Source organism: Thiocapsa imhoffii (assembly GCF_016583985.1).
Taxonomy (GTDB): domain Bacteria; phylum Pseudomonadota; class Gammaproteobacteria; order Chromatiales; family Chromatiaceae; genus Thiocapsa; species Thiocapsa imhoffii.
Genome location: NZ_NRSD01000003.1, coordinates 70671 through 89116, shown reverse-complemented (window position 1 = coordinate 89116; position 18446 = coordinate 70671). Strand labels below are relative to the sequence as shown.

21 protein-coding genes and 1 pseudogene are annotated in these 18446 nt (G+C 62.2%); 8 read left to right on the top strand and 14 right to left on the bottom strand.

Annotation, left to right across the window (positions count from 1 at the left end):
- The first annotated feature begins 89 nt into the window (after positions 1–89).
- Both CKO25_RS04390 and CKO25_RS04385 read left to right on the top strand, forming a co-directional pair.
- Positions 90–575 (top strand): lysozyme family protein, encoded by a 486-nt coding sequence (locus CKO25_RS04390; protein WP_200386721.1) that lies wholly within the window; start codon positions 90–92, stop codon positions 573–575.
- Positions 575–919: a hypothetical protein gene (locus CKO25_RS04385; RefSeq protein WP_200386720.1), complete on the top strand. Its 345-nt coding sequence runs from the start codon at positions 575–577 to the stop codon at positions 917–919. Before CKO25_RS04390 ends, CKO25_RS04385 begins: the two co-directional genes overlap by 1 nt.
- 672 nt (positions 920–1591) lie before the next feature.
- Here the strand turns inward: CKO25_RS04385 and CKO25_RS04380 are convergent.
- The 13 genes from CKO25_RS04380 to CKO25_RS04325 all read right to left on the bottom strand — a co-directional run bounded on the left by CKO25_RS04380 (position 1592) and on the right by CKO25_RS04325 (position 16022).
- Positions 1592–2422: a hypothetical protein gene (locus CKO25_RS04380; protein WP_200386719.1), complete on the bottom strand. Its 831-nt coding sequence runs from the start codon at positions 2420–2422 to the stop codon at positions 1592–1594.
- The gene (locus CKO25_RS04375) at positions 2419–3450 is read right to left on the bottom strand and encodes an AAA family ATPase (RefSeq protein ID WP_200386718.1); all 1032 of its coding nucleotides are present in this window, start codon (positions 3448–3450) and stop codon (positions 2419–2421) included. The genes CKO25_RS04380 and CKO25_RS04375 overlap by 4 nt, the downstream gene beginning before the upstream one ends.
- Complete coding sequence (locus tag CKO25_RS04370; RefSeq protein ID WP_200386717.1) at positions 3447–4517, bottom strand: protein kinase domain-containing protein; 1071 nt, start codon at positions 4515–4517, stop codon at positions 3447–3449. Before CKO25_RS04370 ends, CKO25_RS04375 begins: the two co-directional genes overlap by 4 nt.
- On the bottom strand, positions 4517–5461 hold the full coding sequence (locus CKO25_RS04365; protein WP_200386716.1) for a protein kinase family protein: 945 nt from the start codon (positions 5459–5461) through the stop codon (positions 4517–4519). Before CKO25_RS04365 ends, CKO25_RS04370 begins: the two co-directional genes overlap by 1 nt.
- Entirely contained in the window at positions 5458–6555 is a 1098-nt protein-coding gene (locus CKO25_RS04360) for a PP2C family protein-serine/threonine phosphatase (protein WP_200386715.1), read from the bottom strand. Before CKO25_RS04360 ends, CKO25_RS04365 begins: the two co-directional genes overlap by 4 nt.
- A 642-nt stretch (positions 6556–7197) precedes the next feature.
- Positions 7198–9387: an SF1B family DNA helicase RecD2 gene (recD2, locus tag CKO25_RS04355; RefSeq protein WP_200386860.1), complete on the bottom strand. Its 2190-nt coding sequence runs from the start codon at positions 9385–9387 to the stop codon at positions 7198–7200.
- Between the two features lie 79 nt (positions 9388–9466).
- Positions 9467–10171, bottom strand: a complete 705-nt coding sequence (locus CKO25_RS22130) for an HsdM family class I SAM-dependent methyltransferase (protein WP_338115064.1) — start codon at positions 10169–10171, stop codon at positions 9467–9469.
- A complete protein-coding gene (locus tag CKO25_RS22125) occupies positions 10101–10703 on the bottom strand; it encodes a type I restriction-modification system subunit M N-terminal domain-containing protein (RefSeq protein ID WP_242467409.1) in 603 nt (200 codons plus the stop codon). Before CKO25_RS22125 ends, CKO25_RS22130 begins: the two co-directional genes overlap by 71 nt.
- On the bottom strand, positions 10700–11809 hold the full coding sequence (locus CKO25_RS04345) for a PDDEXK nuclease domain-containing protein (protein ID WP_242467408.1): 1110 nt from the start codon (positions 11807–11809) through the stop codon (positions 10700–10702). The genes CKO25_RS22125 and CKO25_RS04345 overlap by 4 nt, the downstream gene beginning before the upstream one ends.
- Positions 11806–13326: a restriction endonuclease subunit S gene (locus CKO25_RS04340; RefSeq protein WP_200386714.1), complete on the bottom strand. Its 1521-nt coding sequence runs from the start codon at positions 13324–13326 to the stop codon at positions 11806–11808. Before CKO25_RS04340 ends, CKO25_RS04345 begins: the two co-directional genes overlap by 4 nt.
- A 120-nt stretch (positions 13327–13446) precedes the next feature.
- On the bottom strand, positions 13447–13857 hold the full coding sequence (locus CKO25_RS04335; RefSeq protein ID WP_200386713.1) for a GIY-YIG nuclease family protein: 411 nt from the start codon (positions 13855–13857) through the stop codon (positions 13447–13449).
- A gap of 3 nt (positions 13858–13860) precedes the next feature.
- Positions 13861–14136, bottom strand: a complete 276-nt coding sequence (locus CKO25_RS04330) for a hypothetical protein (RefSeq protein ID WP_200386712.1) — start codon at positions 14134–14136, stop codon at positions 13861–13863.
- Positions 14136–16022, bottom strand: coding sequence for a type I restriction endonuclease subunit R (locus tag CKO25_RS04325; protein WP_200386711.1), 1887 nt, complete (start codon positions 16020–16022; stop codon positions 14136–14138). Before CKO25_RS04325 ends, CKO25_RS04330 begins: the two co-directional genes overlap by 1 nt.
- Between CKO25_RS04325 and CKO25_RS04320 the strand changes: the two genes are divergently transcribed.
- The 5 genes and pseudogenes from CKO25_RS04320 (at position 16023) to CKO25_RS04305 (ending at position 17772) form a co-directional block, all read left to right on the top strand.
- The gene (locus CKO25_RS04320; RefSeq protein ID WP_200386710.1) at positions 16023–16331 is read left to right on the top strand and encodes a hypothetical protein; all 309 of its coding nucleotides are present in this window, start codon (positions 16023–16025) and stop codon (positions 16329–16331) included.
- Positions 16332–16421: 90 nt separating this feature from the next.
- Positions 16422–16718, top strand: coding sequence for a hypothetical protein (locus tag CKO25_RS04315; protein ID WP_200386709.1), 297 nt, complete (start codon positions 16422–16424; stop codon positions 16716–16718).
- Positions 16719–16872: 154 nt separating this feature from the next.
- Positions 16873–17100 carry a GNAT family N-acetyltransferase gene (locus CKO25_RS21030; RefSeq protein WP_242467407.1) on the top strand — a complete coding sequence of 76 codons (228 nt, stop codon included), beginning with the start codon at positions 16873–16875 and terminating at the stop codon, positions 17098–17100.
- A gap of 12 nt (positions 17101–17112) precedes the next feature.
- A pseudogene (locus CKO25_RS21025) lies at positions 17113–17397 on the top strand (GNAT family N-acetyltransferase); the annotation flags it as partial.
- Between the two features lie 45 nt (positions 17398–17442).
- Positions 17443–17772: a hypothetical protein gene (locus CKO25_RS04305; protein ID WP_200386708.1), complete on the top strand. Its 330-nt coding sequence runs from the start codon at positions 17443–17445 to the stop codon at positions 17770–17772.
- On the opposite strand, the gene CKO25_RS22205 is transcribed toward CKO25_RS04305, so the two are convergent.
- Entirely contained in the window at positions 17751–18089 is a 339-nt protein-coding gene (locus tag CKO25_RS22205; RefSeq protein WP_503663877.1) for a hypothetical protein, read from the bottom strand. The two genes, CKO25_RS04305 and CKO25_RS22205, sit on opposite strands and share 22 nt — an antisense overlap.
- A 41-nt stretch (positions 18090–18130) precedes the next feature.
- Between CKO25_RS22205 and mads1 the strand changes: the two genes are divergently transcribed.
- Positions 18131–18436, top strand: coding sequence for a methylation-associated defense system helix-turn-helix domain-containing protein MAD1 (gene mads1 / locus CKO25_RS04300; RefSeq protein WP_200386707.1), 306 nt, complete (start codon positions 18131–18133; stop codon positions 18434–18436).
- Positions 18437–18446 lie beyond the last annotated feature (10 nt).

Below are 18446 nucleotides of genomic sequence, written 5' to 3'. Positions count from 1 at the left end.
CGCCGACGCCGACTGAAACCCCGATCCAAGTCTCGGCAGGCGCGGGCACGGGGGCGGGTACATCGACCGTCGGCGGTGCGGCCGGAGGCGTGCTGGACATCATCGCAAACGCCGAGTCCGGCGGGAACTACAATGCCTGGTACGGCAACGCGGGTCAGAATGCGGTGGATCTGTCGACGCTGACGCTCGATCGGATCCGCGATCTGCAAAAGGACTTGGTGAAGACCCGGGGTGGCTCTCCGATCGGGCGCTACCAGATCCTCGACGACACGCTGGATCGCCTCGCGGTGCGGATGGGTCTCTCGGGCAGCGAGCCATTCACGCCCGAGCTTCAAGACCGGATGGGTCTGCTCTTGATGCGCGATGCAGGCTTCAACGCCTGGCAGCGCGGGAGCATCGACGACGCGACGTTCAATTATCGACTGTCCAAGGTTTGGGCCGGACTCCCGATGGACGCGTCGAACCAAAGCTACTACGAGGGCAAGGCGGGCAATCGCGCCACCGTGGATTATGCTGTCGTGATGGACGGGCTGCGACGGCTCAAAGGATCGGGGACAGTGGAGAGAGGGTCTTGATGATGAAACCGAAACACGTCTTTCGCGCGCTGCGGAGCATTCCGCGGCGCGTCCGGTGGATGCTCGCCGGACCGGTTGTGATTGCGGCGGCATTCGCGATTGATGCCGATGCGGGTTTTGCGTCGCTGATGGTCCTGACAGCCGTCGGCGTCGTGCGGACTCTCTTAGATGGCGAACGAGCTCCGAGTGTTGACGGGGACGAGTTCGATGAGGAGGACGATCCATCCTATGGTCGTTTGTTTCCGCTCCGTCTCGTGAGGAATCCGTTCGATCCGAGTGACCCCTTTCTCATGCGACGGCACGATGATGCGGACATGCATCATCATCACTTCGAGAGCGACTGATCCGGGTGGTTTGAAGACCGGATCCTTGTGCCCACGAGCCGAGGTCCGCTCGTCGGACGCGATCGCCATGATCCCGATCCGGTGATGATGACGTCCGTGATCGCGATCGCGCCGCGATCGCCGAGGTGGCAATCGCGGCTTTTCATGACCTGGATATCGACAGCCAGACGGGACCCTCCATCATCGACGCGCTCCGTGCCGCCGAGGCATGCGACCTCCGCTGCTGGTTCGGCGTCGATGGATTATCGTTGCCAGTGGAATGCGACGGGTGTTCTCTATGGGATTGGGCCACCGAGGCCGCGACCCTGTCGCGACCCGAGGGGACCAGTTCAAGCTCGGCCGGCGATCGTGTGCGCGGGCATTGCAGTCGAGCCATTTCCCGTGATCGGGCGAGGAGACGACTCGGATCTACCGCTCGGCGCCTCGTCCCCGGCGACCGTTCTGGACACGTAGCGGTCGCTCGCGGGCAGCCCGCTGGATGGCTCGGTTTGCGCCCCAGAGCGGACATCGACCGTCTCGCTGCCACCGAGCGCTTGCCCCCGGCTATCCGCCATGGCGCACTTCGCCGATACGTGCGCCCAAGCGCTCTTTGCTGTACTGCGCCGACGTTCGACTTGGATGTGTAATGAGGCACCTCGCCCATACCGCAGTGGCAGCATAAACCGGCCATGGTCATGTATTGGTTCGCCGCCGGGAAAACAAACTCGCTTTCAGTCGATCCAGTTCCTGCGGGATTTTCCCGAGATTGATCTGGGCTTGAACGACGCCCTGTAACAATTCAAGCTTCTTGTCCCTCCCAATACCCTTGGTATGAACAAACTCCACGACGCGATCAAAGATCTGCTTACCCGAAAACTTGGTCTTCCAAGTTCCATGGGTCAGGGCAGTGGAAAAGTGATTTTGCTGGCGATTCAGCTCCACTTCCAGCCAATCGCGTGTCGCCATGGAGGGCAGTTGGGCGGCGTGCTGCGAGAACCACCGGCTTGACTGAATGTATTGGAGGGCCGAGGCTAGGCCAACCACCGCTGCGCTTTTGGGGGGATATGTGGGGAAGTCCGCGTTGCGCTGCCGGCGGACCGTATCCAGAACGGCGCAACAGGCCATCCACCAGACCATACACGTCACTGCCTCTATCATTCTTTCCTCAATCTGCTCCTTGCTGCGCCGCCCGGTGTTGTAGGCACAGGCCGCCAGCGCCTCGGGATCGAGCGCCAGATTCTCGATCTCTGGGGATTCGAGGACATAAACTCTCAGGTCATCGCCCGGATTCTGCCAGCGACCGGAGTTGCTGTGCCCGAAATCGCGATCAACCACGCCGAATACATGACGCAACCCGTCCCTCCAAGCGTCCTCAACCACCGCCCGGATGGTCTCGTTGCCGCCTCCGACGTAGATGGCAACCGACTCTCCCGCCCACGCGGTGGTAAGAACGCGGCGCGTGTCTTCGTCCTCTACCCAGACCACCAGCGGCTGCGCCGCATAGAGCGCCGAGAGGACGGTCACGGTCCCTCCCTGCGGCAGCGCGGGTCATGTGCGGGCAGGAGCAGCACCCGCTGGAACGGCAGCGCCTGATCCCAAGGGTAGGCCGAGTGCGTTGCCACCAGAATCTGAGCTTGCGGAACGAGCTTGCGCAAGGTGGGCAGGAGTTTCGCCTGCCATTGCGGGTGGAGGTGCAGTTCCGGCTCATCGATGAGCAAAAGGCCGTCGAACCCCTCGACGATTAGCTGTCCTGCCAGCGTCACCCATTCCAATTCACCAGAGCTGGCACGATCAAGTTCGCACATGGGTTGCGGCCCTATCTCAGGGATGTCGCGCAGGATGAAGAGGTCGTAGGGACGCTCAGCCTCCCCGGTCGGAAGCGCGTCGATCCACGTATCTCCCGAGTCGTGCCAATCGCGCCAGATATCATTCAAGCGGTCAAGCCACCGCTGATCCGAGGCATCTTCGGACGAAAAGCCGCGCTTAGCTCGTTCGCTGACAATGCGCTGCTTTAGGCGATAGAGGCGGTACCGCTCGTTCTCCGCCTCTTCCCCCGCTAGCCCCGAAAGCCTGACCCCACCGAGCTGGAAGGGGGTGCGCCAAGAGGAGAGGTACTCGATAGGGCGCTCGTCGACGAATTGACGGCGAACCAACTCGGGCAACCGTTTAGGTCCCTCAGCCCCTCCGAGTAGCTCAAGTCGCCATTCGGCGACTGTGCGTACCACCCGGACATCGCAAGGGGCGTAGGCGCCAAGCTCGGTGCCTGGGGCGCTGCGAATGTGAAAGGTGAGTGCAATCGATGCGATATCGGGAATCACCGTCCGCCAATGGTCGTCGTCCGACTCCTGACTGAGCGAATTACGTATCAGCCGCTCGCGCCCCATCGCGATCAAGACTGCCTCCAAGAGCGAACTCTTTCCAGCGCCATTGGGCCCAGCGATGACGAGCACATCGGTGGGGTCGCCCAGAGGACTTCGGAACGATACCTTGTAGGACTTTTGAAAGGCGCGAAAACCTGATACCTTGATGTCCACCAGACGGATATTGCTCATTGGGCCCTCTTGGGAACCACGGGGTGGGCCCGATCACGCGGCTGGCCCGCGTAGGAGCGGAACCATGCCTCTTGGCCCACCATCGGAAAACGGCTGACCACGCTTTCCGTGTGAAAAAAGATGGAGTCACCTCCCTGCTTCGGGCGCAGAAAACCAAAGCTGCGTCCCGGATACCCCTCGACGACACCAATCCGCCGCCCCTCCACGAGGCCATAGCAGAGGCGATCACACAACTCGACCAACTGGAGCGCGTCCGGGCGCTGACTCACGTCGCGTTGCAGGCACTGCAAGAGAACGCCATAGAGTTCGCGTCCGAGGTGCCGGAACTGGGGGTGCACCTGGAGCGCCTGAGGCATGGGTGGTGATGCCGCGGCCTGAATGCGTGGAACGGCGGCGAAGCCCTGCCCGAACGGTAGGTCCCCAGTAAGAAGTTGATATCCCAGCGCCCCAACCGCCCAGATATCGGCTGGTGGCTCGGGCGAAGTCGGGGACTCGATAACCTCGGGCGCCATGTAGGGGAGCGCGCCGATGGCGGTCTTGGAGGTGGTTACCGTGCCCAGACGGGCTGCCTCCTCGATCTCCTGGGCCGCCATCTGCGCCACCCCGAAGTCGGTGATCTTCAGTCCGGTGAAGCCCCACCCCCCCAGCACCATGATGTTGCCGGGTTTGAGGTCGCGGTGGACGATGTTGTGCCGATGAACCGCCGCCAGTCCGCGTGCCAGGTGGTGAAGCACCCAAGCCGCGGCGTCAGGGTCGAATTGGGGAATTTCATCCAGCAGGGCGTCCAGATTGCGTCCATCGATAAACTCCTCGATCAAATACTGGCGCTGGTTGTCTTCCAGGTAATCGAAGGTACGGGCGGCGTTGGGGTGGTTGATCTGCGCGCTCAGACTCGCGCTGCGTTTAAACCGCTTTTCCCCAGACGTGTTGAAGGGGGTCTTGAGGGCGACGGGCCGATTCAGCACTATATCGGTTGCGGAATAGACCTCCTGCATACCTCCGGCGGCCAAGTAGTCGCCAATACAATAGCGACCAGCGATAACGTCTTGAGGGGCGTGGATTGGCATCAGAAGATCACTTCCGGATGGGTGATATCAAGAGTCACGAAATAGCGCTCATTCCACGGACGGGTCGATGCCCCCAAGGTGATGACGCAGGAGCCGTCGATGACAAATCCGGGCCAGACGGGAAGATTGTTGCGGTAGACTTCGCCATCACACTCGCGCACGGAGAACTGCAGACCGTCGTAATGGAGGACGATGGTCGCCACGCCGGTGGTGGGATGGGCTAGCCGCAAAGCGGGTTGAGCGCGGTTCATCTCGGTCGGCTGACCCCGATAAACCGTAACCGCCCGATGCCGATCTCGTAGGCAATGAGCGCGGATTCGCTCGCGATACTTCCCGATGGAAGACCCTGACTCCGGAGTTCCGTTCAGTAAACCCATGAGAATAGGGTCACTCACCGCGACGAGTGGCTTGGCAGTGGCTTGGGTGTATCGCAAAGCCAGTTCCTTGGCGTGTTCGGACAGTTCAAGTAATAGATTTGTCGATCCGAATCGGGGCTCCAGCACACCTGCCTCCATGAGGGGGTAGAGCGACAGGTTTAGGATTCCCTCGTCATCGAATCGCCAGTGCTCGGCGCCCAGCGATGCGGCGACCAGGCCCGCAGTCTCCAAGACGAGCAGCGCGTTGGCGATCTGCAGCAGCGTGCGCAAGACGTCACCCTCATCGGTCGGCCCGGCAGCCATCCATTCGATGAGCGTCTGGCCCTCGATAGACTCCTCGACGATGGCCAACTGGTCGTCTGGGAGCGACAATAGGTCGTAGACGTCAGCGAGATGACGACTTTGGCTGGCTGATAGAGTAGCGATCTGGGATTGAAGCTGCGGGCGGTGCTCTTCGGTCCATCCCCGCTTCACCATGACGTGTCGATCAAGGTGGGAGTCGCGGGCACGAACGCTATGGTCCATGCATTGAGGGTCGAAGTCGTAGCGGCCGGCCTGACTCATCATGAATCCGATTGTTTCGACGATGGGGAATCCTGCCCTGGGGTTATTGGCTCCAGGGTCACCTGAAGATCAGGGCGCTTGTCGGGATGCGTGCTGGGATCGTTCGGGGGCGCCTCGGAGTCAGATGGCGGAGGGGAGGTAGTTGTACTGGCCACCGTCGCTGGTTCGGATTTGGAGCGACTTGCGGCAGGACTATTGCCTCTTTTCGGGGTTGTGCGGCGCGGCTTGGTGGATTTCCTGGAGCCACTAACAGAGGCGGTTGCATTCGGCGCGTCGAGGCACCCAAGAACCAAGCGATGATGTTGTCCAGGCGTCCAAACATCGCAGGCTGCCTGGCTGCCTTCCTGCGAACTATCGAGCAGCCCTACGGCGGTGGTGGCATTGTCTTCGCCTCCGCACCACAGGGCGATGTGGACCATTCGATCGACCAGCGCCGAGCTATTACGTTGGGCGGTTCTCGCCAAGGCCGGGAGCAGGAGATCGACGTATTGATGAACACCGTCGGTAGTAATCAGTGCGAGGTGATGGGTAGGGGAAATCAGCCCGACGTGGGGCACTAGTCCTTGTCCGATGCCGATGAATTGCACCAGTCCTCGCCCGAGCGGCAGGGAGTCGTCCTGGGTCAGTTGTGAGACACCCCCTTGGGCGTCGATGCCGTAGATGCGTGAGTCGCCTACGTTGACCCAGGCCCGCTGTTCCCCTCGAACCCCGACCGCCGACAATGTGCTCCCTTCCTTGCCGCGCCAACGTTCATGAACGGTTTGGTTGGCGCGGCGGGAAGCTCTCTCAACATGCGTTGGGAGGGAAACATCCGAGAACTCCAACAGGTCGGCGATGAATGCCGAAAGGGCAGTGGCGGCGGCCGCCCCTCCCTCGCTGCCCCCTCCGATCCCGTCGGCGACCGCGAGCACCCAGGCGGTCTGACCGTCGTCTTGCCATCGGGCCATTACGGCACGGTCCTGGTTCTCGGAACGCACGTTGCCCTGGTGGGTGCGCATCGCAAACCACTCCGGGATCGCCGCATCCGCGCTGCGATCGGGCGCATGGGCAAGGCAAGACTCTAGGAACTCTTTAACTACGGCAAACGGGCGGGACATGAACACCAGGATCTAATGTTGATTTCCGGACTGCGGCAGCGATCTGAAGCCAGAGCGCATGCTGTTGATTTTTAAATGGTTAGGTTGTAGTCAACCTGGGTGGATAAGCTGAAGTCGAGTCTACGCTGAAGCTGGTCCGATGACTAGGTACGGGGCAGGTAGCCTGAAGCACGAGAGCTGAGTCCCACAAGAGCGGGGCAGCAAAAGGAATACGGTCAGGTCGCCCGTTCCACATTGGTCTTCGGCTGCCGCATCGAGCGAGATCTGGGAGGCAAGCATGGCACCGTTCGATCATCTGCATCTGTGATTATCCGCCAGCCGGTTAGATAGCGCGTCCGGTGCGTTGCCTAAGCCGTTCCTCGCCGCTCCCGGCTGAGTGACCGGTTGGGGGCCGTAACCGGCCCATTCGGAGGGTGACTGCCAGCGTCCGCAATGCGCGTTTTGCTGTCAGTCGAGTCGCCGGAGTGGGTGACGGTTCGGCTCCATGACCGATCGATGGATCCGAGGATCCTAGGGGTAGGTCACGGCCGAATTCCGCCGCCCCGCAGTCCCGGATCGTATCGTCGCGCCTGATTGCACGATCGTTCAAGAGACACCAGTTCGATGGGATGTTCCGGGAGATTCCCGCCCTGATCGTCAACCTTACCCCTCCGCCAACCGCTCCCGCAACCGCGTCAACCGCCCGGCCCCGGTCTGTTTGACCGCCATGGCGAGCGCCTTGGGCTGGGCGATCAGCACCACCAGCCGCTTGCCGCGGGTCACGGCGGTGTAGAGCAGGTTGCGCTGCAGCAAGGTGTCATGCTGGGTCGCCAGCGGGATGACCACCGCCGGGTACTCCGAGCCCTGGGCCTTGTGCACGCTGGTGGCGTAGGCGAGCGCGAGGGCGTCGAGCTCGCCGGTCTCGTAGGTGACGGGGCGCCCGTCGAAGTCGATGGTCAGGAGCCCTTCTTCCAGATCGATCGTGCGGATCCGCCCGATGTCGCCGTTGAAGACCTCCTTGTCGTAGTCGTTCACCAGCTGGATGACCTTGTCGCCCGGGGCGTAGGTCCAGCCGAAGCGCTCGATGCGCGGCTGTGCGTCGGGATTCAGCGCCGCCTGCAGGGCGACGTTGAGCGCCCGCGCCCCGAGCCCGCCGCGGTTCATCGGGGTCAGCACCTGGATGTCGCGCACCGGATCCAGACCGAAGCGCGCCGGGATGCGTTCGGTCACCACCCGCAGGAGCCGCTCGTGGATCGCCTCCGGGGTGTCGACCCGGATCAGATGAAAGTCGCTGTCCGGTCCGTTCGGGGCCGCCGGCTCCGGTTGGTGACCGGCATTGATGCGGTGGGCGTTGACGATGATCCGCGAGGCGGCGGCCTGGCGGAAGATCTCGGTCAGGCGCAGGGTCGGCAGGGTGCCAGAGGCGATCAGGTCGGCGAGCACCGCACCGGGTCCGACCGAGGGGAGCTGATCGACATCCCCGACCAGCAGCAGCGCCGCAAAGCTCGGCACAGCGCGCAGCAACTGGTTCATCAGCACGATGTCGACCATCGAGGTCTCGTCGACCACCACCAGATCCGCCTCCAGCGGATGCTCGGCATCGCGCTTGAAGCCCATCACCTGCGGGTCGAATTCAAGCAGCCGGTGGATGGTCTTGGCCTCCCGGCCGGTCGACTCGGAGAGCCGCTTGGCGGCACGCCCGGTCGGGGCGCACAGGAGGACCGCCACGCCCTTGGCCGCGAGGATCCCCAGCAGGCTGTTGACCACCGTGGTCTTGCCCACACCCGGACCGCCCGTGATGATGGCGACCTTGGCCTTGAGCACCGTCGCGACCGCGGTGCGCTGCGAGGCCGAGAGCACTTGTCCGGTGCGTGTCTCCACCCACGGCAGCGCCTTCTCGGCGTCGATCGGACCCCAGGGCGGCGGATCCTGCGCGAGCCGGCGCAGATGACCGGCGACCCCGCGCTCGGCGCGCTGCAGGGGTGCGAGGAAGAGGGCAGGGCGCTCGCCGATCGGCTCGGCGACCAAGCGCTCCTCGGCCAGCTCGCTGTCGATCGCCGCCGCGATGATTGGGGTGGGGATCTCCAAGAGACGCACGGCCTGCGTGCTCAGGTCATCCCGCCAGGCGGCGCAGTGGCCTTCGGTGGAGAGCTCCTGGAGCACATGCCGCACCCCGGCCTGTGCCCGGATCGGCGCATCGCGCGCGATGCCGAGGCGCTCGGCAATCGCATCGGCGGTCTTGAAGCCGATGCCCCAGATGTCCAAGGCCAGGCGATAGGGATTCTCCCGGACCTTCTCGACCGCGGCGTCCCCGTAGGTCTTGTAGATGCGCACTGCGCGCGCGGTGCCGACACCGTGGGACTGCAGAAACACCATGATCTCGCGGATCACCTTCTGCTCGGCCCACGCCGAGGTCACCCGCTGTTGGCGCTTCGGACCGATGCCCGGCAGCGCGAGCAGCCGCTCCGGGGTCTCCTCGATGACCGTGAAGACGTCCTCGCCGAAGGCCGCAACCAGGGTGCGGGCGAAGTGCGGTCCGATGCCCTTGACCATCCCCGAGCCGAGGTAGCGCTCGATCCCCTCCAGGCTGCGCGGCGGGACGATCCGCAGATTGGTCGCCTTGTACTGCAGCCCGTGCTGCCGATCGTTGACCCAATGCCCCTCGGCCTCAAGATGCTCGCCGGGCGAGACACTGGCCGCGGAGCCGATCAGGGTGACCAGATCCCGCTGACCGCGCACCTGGACCCGCAGCACGCAGAAGCCGCTCTCGGGGCTGTGGTAGGTGACGCGCTCGACGGCACCGCTGAGCGGCTCGGTCGGGGCGGGCGATGCAGGCGGCGCGGTGGGATTCATCGCCGGATTGTAGACCCGGCGAACGCTGTCGAGGGCCGGGATCGTCAACCGCCGGAGAGTCGCGTGTCGCGGGTGAACATCACTGCCGTTGCAGCCCGGCGGCCACATCCCTGAAGGACGCCAGTGCCGCTTCCAGGTGCTCGATGATCTCTTGCTGAAGCACATCCGGCGGCGGCAGGTCATCGAGATTCTCCAGGCTGTCGTCCTTCAACCAGAAGATGTCCAGGCTGGCCTTGTCGCGCGCCATCAGCTCGTCGTAGCTGTAATACTTGAAGCGCTCCGTTTCGCTGCGCTCGTGCCGGTTGTCCGGGTGGTAGCGGGCGATGAAATCCTGCAGATCATCAAGCTTCAAGGTTCGCGTCTTCAGCGTGAAGTGCTTGTTGGTGCGCAGGTCGTAGAACCAGACCCCTTTGGTGTGAATCCGACCGTCCTTCGGCGCGGCATCGAAGAACACCACGTTCGCCTTCACGCCCTGTGCGTAAAAGATGCCCGTGGGGAGACGCAGGACGGTGTGAAGGTCGCAGTTCTCCAGCAGCTTGCGGCGGATCTTCTCGCCGGCGCCACCTTCGAACAGCACGTTGTCCGGCAGCACCACCGCTGCCTTGCCGTCCACCTTCAGCATGCTGACGATGTGCTGCAGGAAGTTGAGCTGCTTGTTCGACGTGGTTTCCCAGAAATCCTGCCGCTCGTAGGTCAGGGCTTCTCTGTCTTCCTCACCCTCTTCGTTGGTGATGGTCATGCTGCTCTTCTTGCCGAAGGGCGGATTGGCCAGCACGTAGTCCACCTTGCGTTTCGGCTCCGAGATCAGCGCATCCGATCGCGCGACGGAAGGCTCGCCGTCCAGCTCGCCGAATCAGCGCGCGCGGGGTGAAATACTGCCCCGCACCGCTCTTGGTGTCTTCCGCGTTCTTCTGCAGCAGACCTTCGTAGAGATCGCCCTTGGTGTCGGCATCCAGGCTGATCCAGCTCTCGGCATCGATCAGCTGCACCAGCCGCGAGAGCTTGGCCGGATCCTGGATCTTGTTCTGCGCCTTGAAGAAGATGGCGCCCAGCATCCCCTGTTCCTGACCCAGCCGGTGCAGGGTGACGAGGTAATGCGCCTCCAGCGGCTCGCCCACCTTCGAGGTGAGACTGGCCCAGTCGTATCCCTTGGGGATGCGCGTGTCGCGGTTGTACGGCTCCTGCGCATATTCATGCGCCAGCTTCAGGAACAGCAGATAGGTGAGCTGTTCCAGGTAGTCGCCGTAGCCCACGCCGTCGTCGCGCAGGGTGTGGCAGAAGTTCCAGAGTTTCTTGACCAGGGTGGATGCGTTCATTCGTGGGCCTTGTTGTCCAACCGCGCACGCGCGGCCAGCATGGCGTCGTGGATTTTTCGTGCGAAGACGTCGCGCGGCGGCAGCACGGCCAGGTACTCGGCCACGTGGATGCCGGATTTGTCCAGCTCCAGCAGCTCGATCTGTTCGTGCTTCTTGCCGGTGCACAGGATGATGCCGAGCGGCGGCCCGTCACCCGGCTCCTGGTCGTGCCGGGCCAGCCAGCGCAGGTACAGCTCCATCTGGCCCTTGTACTCGGCCTTGAAATCGCCCAGCTTCAGCTCGACGGCCACCAAGCGGCGCAGCTTGCGGTTGTAGAACAGCAGGTCGATGTAGAAATCGTCACCGTCGAGTTGGATACGCCGCTGCCGCGCCACGAAGGTGAAGCCCGCGCCAAGCTCCAGCAGAAAGGTCTCCAACTCGCGCAGGATGGCGTCTTCCAGGTCTTTCTCGAGGTAGCGGTCGTTCAGGCCCAGAAAGTCCAGCACATAGGGATCCTTGAGCAGCATGGGCGGCGTGAGCTCGTCCTTGGCGCGCAAAGCGGCCAGCTCCATGCGGATCAACTCGTCGGGCTGGCGGGACAAGGCGGTGCGCTCGAAGAGCATGGAGTCGATGCGTTCGCTCAAGGTGCGCACGCTCCAGCCCTCGATACGGCACATCTCGGCGTAGAACTCGCGCTGCAGCGGGCGTTTGAGCGGCAACAGCTCGCGAAAGTGCGACCAGCTCAATTGTCGCCACAGCGTGGCGACAATCTGCTCGTCGGGAAACGCCTCGGCGAACTGCACTATTCGGTGTAGATTCCTGCGCTCGAACCCGCGCCCGTGCTCGGCCACCAATTGTCGCGACAGCGTGGCGACAATCTCCTCCCCGTACCCGGCACGCCCGCCGGCCAGCACGTCTTCGCGGATGCGCCGGCCGATTCGCCAGTACAGCATGGTGAGGCTGACATTGACCGCCACGGCGGCCGAATGGCGCGCCTCGACGATCATCTGTCGGATGTCGCCCAGCAGAGCGGTGTCGACGGTGGCGTCGGCGTCGGCCAACGCGGTGGCGGGCGCGGCCTTCCCGGCCCCTTTCTTGGCGGGCATGGCGGCAGGCTTTCGGCTCATGCGGGCTCCTTGACTGCACGCCGCTTGGCCACCTTGCGCGTCTTGGGCTGCTTCGCACGTTCCGCCCGTTCGGCGCGGATGCGTTCCAGCAGAACGCTGGCGGGCTCGTCGTTGGGGTCCTGCGGGACCAGTTGGCCGGAGAAGGCGTCGCGGAGGATGTTTTGGCGTTGGGCGGTGGATTGTTTGAGGGATGTGAGGATCGCCATCTCCTGCCGAACAACAGCGCTCAGATGCATCGCTATGAGCGACATGAGTGCCCGGATTTCACCCGTTCCAGGCAAAGGCACCTTTACTGCAACCACCTGCTGAAGATTCAATCCTGGTTTTCCCGCTCCGTAGGCTTCCTTATCCAACTGTCCACGCCCTCCGGCATCCGCAGTCAGAAACAAATGAACGAACTCGGCCAATGCTGAATCTACTAGTCTAATAAGCGCGACGTGCTGACTGACATAGGCCTCATCAAGAACCGCAGTAACCTGTGCTGTTTTCCCAACGTTGGCGCCCGTAATGGTGAGCAAGAGATCGTTTCGTTGAACGCGAGTACGTGAACCTTCAGCGCTGCTGGGCGGGTTCACGAACGCGATGTCGGATAGATCAAGCCAGTCTTTGTTGATGTTTTGCGAGCGTATGAATGTTGCGCCTTGCGCTGCGTAGTATGCGGCCCAACCCCTGGAACCGCTTGTAGCGAACTCCGAGAGCATGTCCAGGCTCGCCCAAACCCAACCCTCCGGCAATTTCGGCAAACCGCTGGTACTGGGCCTCACCGGTTCGGGGTATTTCTTCTGCCAGTCTTTCGGCGGGGTCTTGCCTTGCTCCTTGAACTTGGCCAGTTGGTTGGCTTCCCAGCGAGCGCGACGCTCGGTGAGGATGCGTTGCAGCAGTTGCGCGCCGGTTTCAGACGGCCTGTTGTGCTGGCGCCATTCGGCGGTGAGCACGCCTTCCACGGCGGCTTTCAGCAAGGACTGGCGGTATTGTCCCAGCTTCTTCTGCGCTGCTTTGAGTTCGGCCACGCCGGCATCGAGGTCGGAGAGCAGTTCTTCGAGCTTTTCGACGATGCGGAGTTGTTGATTCGGTGACTGAAGGATGAATCTGAATGAGGCGATGTCTCTTGGTCTAACCGCAGGATAGAGAGCGCCCTGCACAACTTGGCACATTGCATCGACAAAGCCATCTGTCTGCACGAGAAAGAAAAGAAACTCTGGCTTGATCCATTTTGATCGCAAGATATGAAAGCCCGTTGAACCAATTGCCCCATCAAAATTATCCTTAACCAACGCAACCGCATTCAAGTTCGGTCGTGTCATCGAGACAAGAACGTCGCCAGACTTCAATACTTGCTTGGCACGGCTCGGAGCCGCATCAACTTGTAGAGTTTTGGCGCCATGGATCGTCTTGTTTTCGCGATCAATGCTGCTGATATCCACGTAGACGAAATCGTTCGAGGGTCCGCATTGCTCAACGGGTTCAGACGCAGCTTCACCGAGTGATATCAGTGGATCGGCATTCATATCACTCACGCCACCAACTCCTCATTCATCGGCATTCGTGCCTATTTCCCGCCCTTCGACAAGCTCAGGGCGAACGGTGGTGATAATTCGATCGTGGTGAGCCCTTCGGTTTGGCTCAGGGGAGCCCTGTCATTCCACAGGCTCAGACCCTTCTACAAGCCTGTCCCGAGTTGAGTCGAAGGGCTCAGAACGAACGGCGGTAGTAGGAATAACAACGGCCTGCAAATCCGTTCGTGCTGAGCTTGTCGAAGCATGAACGGATTTGCCGCGCGCCAACTTGGAAACCTCCGCCCAATCGCCGCGCATCATGGCCTCCTTCTTCTTGCGGCTCCAGCCCTTGATTTTCTGCTCGGCTGACAATGCCTCCTCGCGAGTGACGCATTCCTGGCACCAAGCCAGGACGACCGGCCGCCGCGACGCGGTGTAGCCATCACATTCGCCGGTCTGATGTTGACCAAACCGACGCTCCAGATCGTCCGTGTGGCCGGTGTAGTAGGAGCCATCCGCGCAACGGAGGATGTAGACCCAGAATGGTTTCACGGCTCAGTCTTCCTTATTGGCGGGTGGTGTGGAACTTCCTTCGACCAGCCTGTCCTGAGCACAGCCTCGGAGCGTAATTTTCCGTTCATCCTTCGACCCTTCGGCAAGCTCAGGACTCAGGACGAACGGAAAATTGACAAAGTGTCTTTTTCGGAATTCACCTAGAGAAAGTTCAGGTTGCAAATGCGCCCACGCGGCGTCCTCCTCATCGGATAACCAATCCCTGGACAGGGTGGATTCGCTGAGTGCCAGACCGCTTAAGGCTTCATCATCTAACATCACGCCACCAACTCCTCATTCATTTCATCCATCAGCCCATCCAGCTCCTTGCCGAACAACCCCCACGCTTTCTGCAAGCCGCCCTTGTCGGCCAGCTCGGCGTAGTCGAAGTCATCCCGGCCGATGCTGCATGAGCTGGCGATGTGGTCCTTCATCAGCCGCAGCCATTCGGTCTGCTCGGGCGTGAAGGCCGTGCCGCGCTGGGCATTGTGGCGGAAGATCCATTCCTGAAAGCGCTTGTCCACCTGCTCGCTGAAGGGCTTGAGCTCGGTGTCCAGGCCCAGGGCTAAGCGCACCAGCGAGACCAGGTCGGTAAGCTGGCGGCGGCTGGTCAAGCCTTTCACCTGGCCGGCCTGGACACGGGCGTAGGCGCTCCAGAGGCGCTCTGTGGTCAGCATCAGCGGTGGTTTGCTCAGGTGCTCGTGCAACTCCTCGATCATGTCGAAGGTGAGCTGTCGGCGCCGGTAGGGCTGCTGGTAGAAAAAGTCCAGGGCCGCGATTTCGTCTTTGTGGGCGGCGATGTAGTCCGCGAAGCGCTGGACGAGCGCGTTGGCCAGGGTTTCCGCCTGCTCGCTGAAGCCCGAGAAGGTCACCTGATCGAGGTTGATGTGATCGATGAGCTGCTCGCGTTCGCGGCGGGCGCCTTCAATCTCGTCGCGCAGCTCGGGTTTATCGAAAGGGGCGCAGGCGGCGGCCACGCGCTCGGCGCGGGCGGCTTCGATCTCCTCGGGAGACAGGGTGTCTTCGCTGCGCGTGATGCCTTTGGCCCGGGCGTTGTCGAGCGCGGCGGCGACGACGGCATCCGGGTCGAGCGCGACGATCAACCCTTTGCCTAGCTCGGCGACCGCGATGCCGCCTGATGCCTTTTCGATACGCGCCCGAGCCTTATCGTCCAGTTGCTTCGCCGTCTGCTGCACTTCGTTGAGCGACAGGTCCTCGGCCGATTCGTCCATGGGCTCGCCGGACAGGATCGAATACATGCGCTGGATGGTGCTGATGCACACCTGCGAATGCGGATCGATGCTGGACGAGGCCAAGCGCTGCACGTTGTACAGCTCGGTGAACTTGCGCGGATCGTCCGGCGGCGTGTAGGCCATGAACTTCTGGTGCGCCTGTTTGCCGAGGTTACGGGTGTCGACCAGGAACAGAATGCGCTTGGCTCCGCCGAACTTGAGCAGGCGGTAGACTGCGGTGATGGCAGTGAAGGTCTTGCCCGCGCCGGTGGCCACGTGCACCAAGGCACGCGGCTTGTAAAGCGCCAGCGACTGTTCCAGCCCGGTGACGGCGCCGATCTGGCAATCGCGCAGGTTCGTCGAGGGGAGCGCCGGCATCTGCTCGGCCAGCCGACGACGCAGGGTTTCCGGCTGGGCCAGCCAGGCGACCAGGGTTTCGGGTCTGAAGAAGTGGAAGATCTCACGGGAGCGCGGAGCCGGGTCGGCGATGTCCGTGAAGCGGATGGTCTGGCCGGTGGCCTCGAACCGGAAGCGCAACGGCGTGTCGTCGGTGCGCCATTTGAGATGAGCGGCGCCGTAGCGCTCGGTCTGGACCTCGGTGACGGTGAGGTTTTCCCTGGCGCTGTCCTCCTTGGCCTCGATCACGCCCACGCCATGGCGATTCACAAACAGCACGTAGTCGGCTGGACCCGAGTCGGTGGGGCATTCGCGCACGGCTACACCCACGGCCGCCGACAGGTCGAGCTGTTGCAGTCCTGGACGACCCAGCCGACCTGTTCGAGCTTTCGGTCGATGTGCTGGCGCGCCTTCGCTTCCGGGGTCATAGGTCTCGTGTCGAAAGTGCGTGCTGATTTGTCGGGTCGGCCTCGGTGTCATGCGCGTGCGCCTTCGACCGGCGATTGCCGAACCGGTGGTTGGCGAGCGTTTCAGCATGTGCTCGCCGAGGATGGGTTGTCAGTCTATCCCGGATCGCGCGAGCTATTGTCAAATCTGGTGTACAGCCGACAGCTCCAGGACCGGATGGCGTTGCGTCTCGCAAACGACGCCGGCATGAGTAGTTGGATGCGTGGTGGGATCAGCGATCACGACTTCGCCCACAACTTGTCCCGCATCTGGGCCGGGCTACCCAAGGATGCGTCGAACGAGAGCTTCTATCAAAAAGACGGTGTCAACAAAGCCCACATCGATTACGGTGTCGTGATCGCAACACTCGGTGAAATTTACGAGCGATCGGGATCCTGAAGCGTGGGCGCTTCGCGGGTGAACGGCACATTGTCTTCGACTCCACGGCAATGTCGAGACGACGTCCCAAGAACGAAACGGAGGTCAGGAATGAACAGCATCAAACGCGTGTTGCGCGCATTGAAAACGGTGCGGTCGCGTGTCTGGTGGATCATCGGTGTGCCCTGCGGTTTCGTCGGCGTGTTCATGCTCGACAGGCACCTGGCCATCACGGTGTTGGTTTTCGGAATGGTGGCCCTCTGGTTGACCTTCCCGCGAGACGGGCACAAACCAAAGGCGGATGCGGAGAGCGATGACTTCTGGATCAACCCATCGACCGGAATGCCGATGGATTCTCCGAGTGGCGTTGATGCAACTGGTTATTCCTACGGCGAGGATGCGTTTTGAAAGTGGGTTTCGGAGTTCCGCGTCCCGCTCGGGGCTCACGAAAAGAAGCTGGTTCGCCCATGCAACGGGAGCGGTCTTCTCCCCACGCCGACGGAACCGACCAGTACGCACGGCGGGTTGCCGAGTGGAGGTAAACGAAATCATGACGTCGGATATGAGGATCAGGAACGAGACGAACGACGATATCGCCGCGATCGCAGAGGTGACGGTCGCGGCGTTTCGGGACCTTGAGATCAGCAACCAGACCGAACACTTCATCATCGACGCGCTCCGCGCCGCCGAGGTCCTTGCACTCTCGCTCGTCGCGGAGGTCGATGGCCGTGTCGTCGGCCACATTGCCTTCTCGCCCGTCACCCTGTCGGACGGCACACCGGACTGGTAAGGACTTGGCCCGGTTTCGGTCTTGCCCCAGGTTCAGCGCCGAGGGATCGGCCAAGCCTTGGTGCGTGAAGGCTTGTCGCGGCTTAAGCGCATGCAGGCGCGCGGCTGCTGCCTGGTGGGGCATCCGGAGTACTACCGAAGATTCGGGTTCGAGAACTGCCCGCAGCTCGTCCTCGAAGGCGTCCCGCCGGAGGTTTTCTTCGCCATGTCTTTCGACGGGACGCTGCCGCGGGGCACCGTTGCGTTCCACGAGGGATTCGGGGCGGTCGATCCGTCGGCGCATGCGAACGAGGTTTGAAGGCGCCTGATTGGTGATGGATCGTTGAGTGGGGCCATAGACCCGATGATCTGTCTTCAACGCGTCAGTGCGCTAGTTGCGCATCGTCGGCTGGACGTCGTTGGCTATGCTGACCTGATCGCAATGCTTCGGGACGGGGAGTGGCAATGGGGCGACGACCAGTTCTGGGTAGAGCCGACCGACGATGACGACATGCCGGCCCAAACATGGTCGGTGCTCGATGGCGAGGAGATTTCGGCCACCCTGGTCGATAGTCTGGAATCTGCCGCCCGTAAGGGCTGCGCGCTCGCCCTCCACGCATTGGATCTGATTTACGCGCCTGGCGAGGACGATGAACCGGAGGTTGGCAGTTCCTACTGGAATTCTAAGGAGTAGCAGGGTCGCGTACTCACCGGTAATGCCGTGGTGGTCATCTGCTCCGGCACCTCTCGTCGCATGAGGGCCATGCCCATGGGTTTCCAGAACTGGGCGGAGCTGTCGTTCTCGACGGAGAGGGATTCGTTAAAGCCATTGCCGTTCATAACGTTACTGTTGGAATAGCGCAGTCCGGGTGAGCACCAATGTTCCCGGGCGTGCCAGATGCCGCAGCGGGTCCGTTCCGAGCCGTTTAGGTCGATGGTGGCCTCGAAGCGGTCGGTGTCGATGCGTCTGAAACTGGTGTGCGTATGAGAAGAACACCTTCGCCATCTCAGCCCCTGGGCTTTTCGCCGCTATGGCCTCCGTTGACATGGCCATGAGCCGACTACTTCACTCCAAATCCTGCCAAATCCGTTTGACGCCCCTTCGTGCCGGGGTCTATAAGCAGAGTCAAGTGGTGCAACCAGATCGGGGGAACGACTTGGAAGATCGCTGGCGGTCGGTCGATGAGATCGCGGAATATCTCGGCGTTTCCAAGGACACGGTGTACGCCTGGGTGACCGGCAAGGGCATGCCTGGGCACAAAGTTGGGCGGTTCTGGAAATTCAAGCGGCAGGACGTGGACGAGTGGGTGCGCAGCGGAGGTGCGGTCGATGCCGACGCGGGGAAGCAGGACGAATAGGGAACGAAGC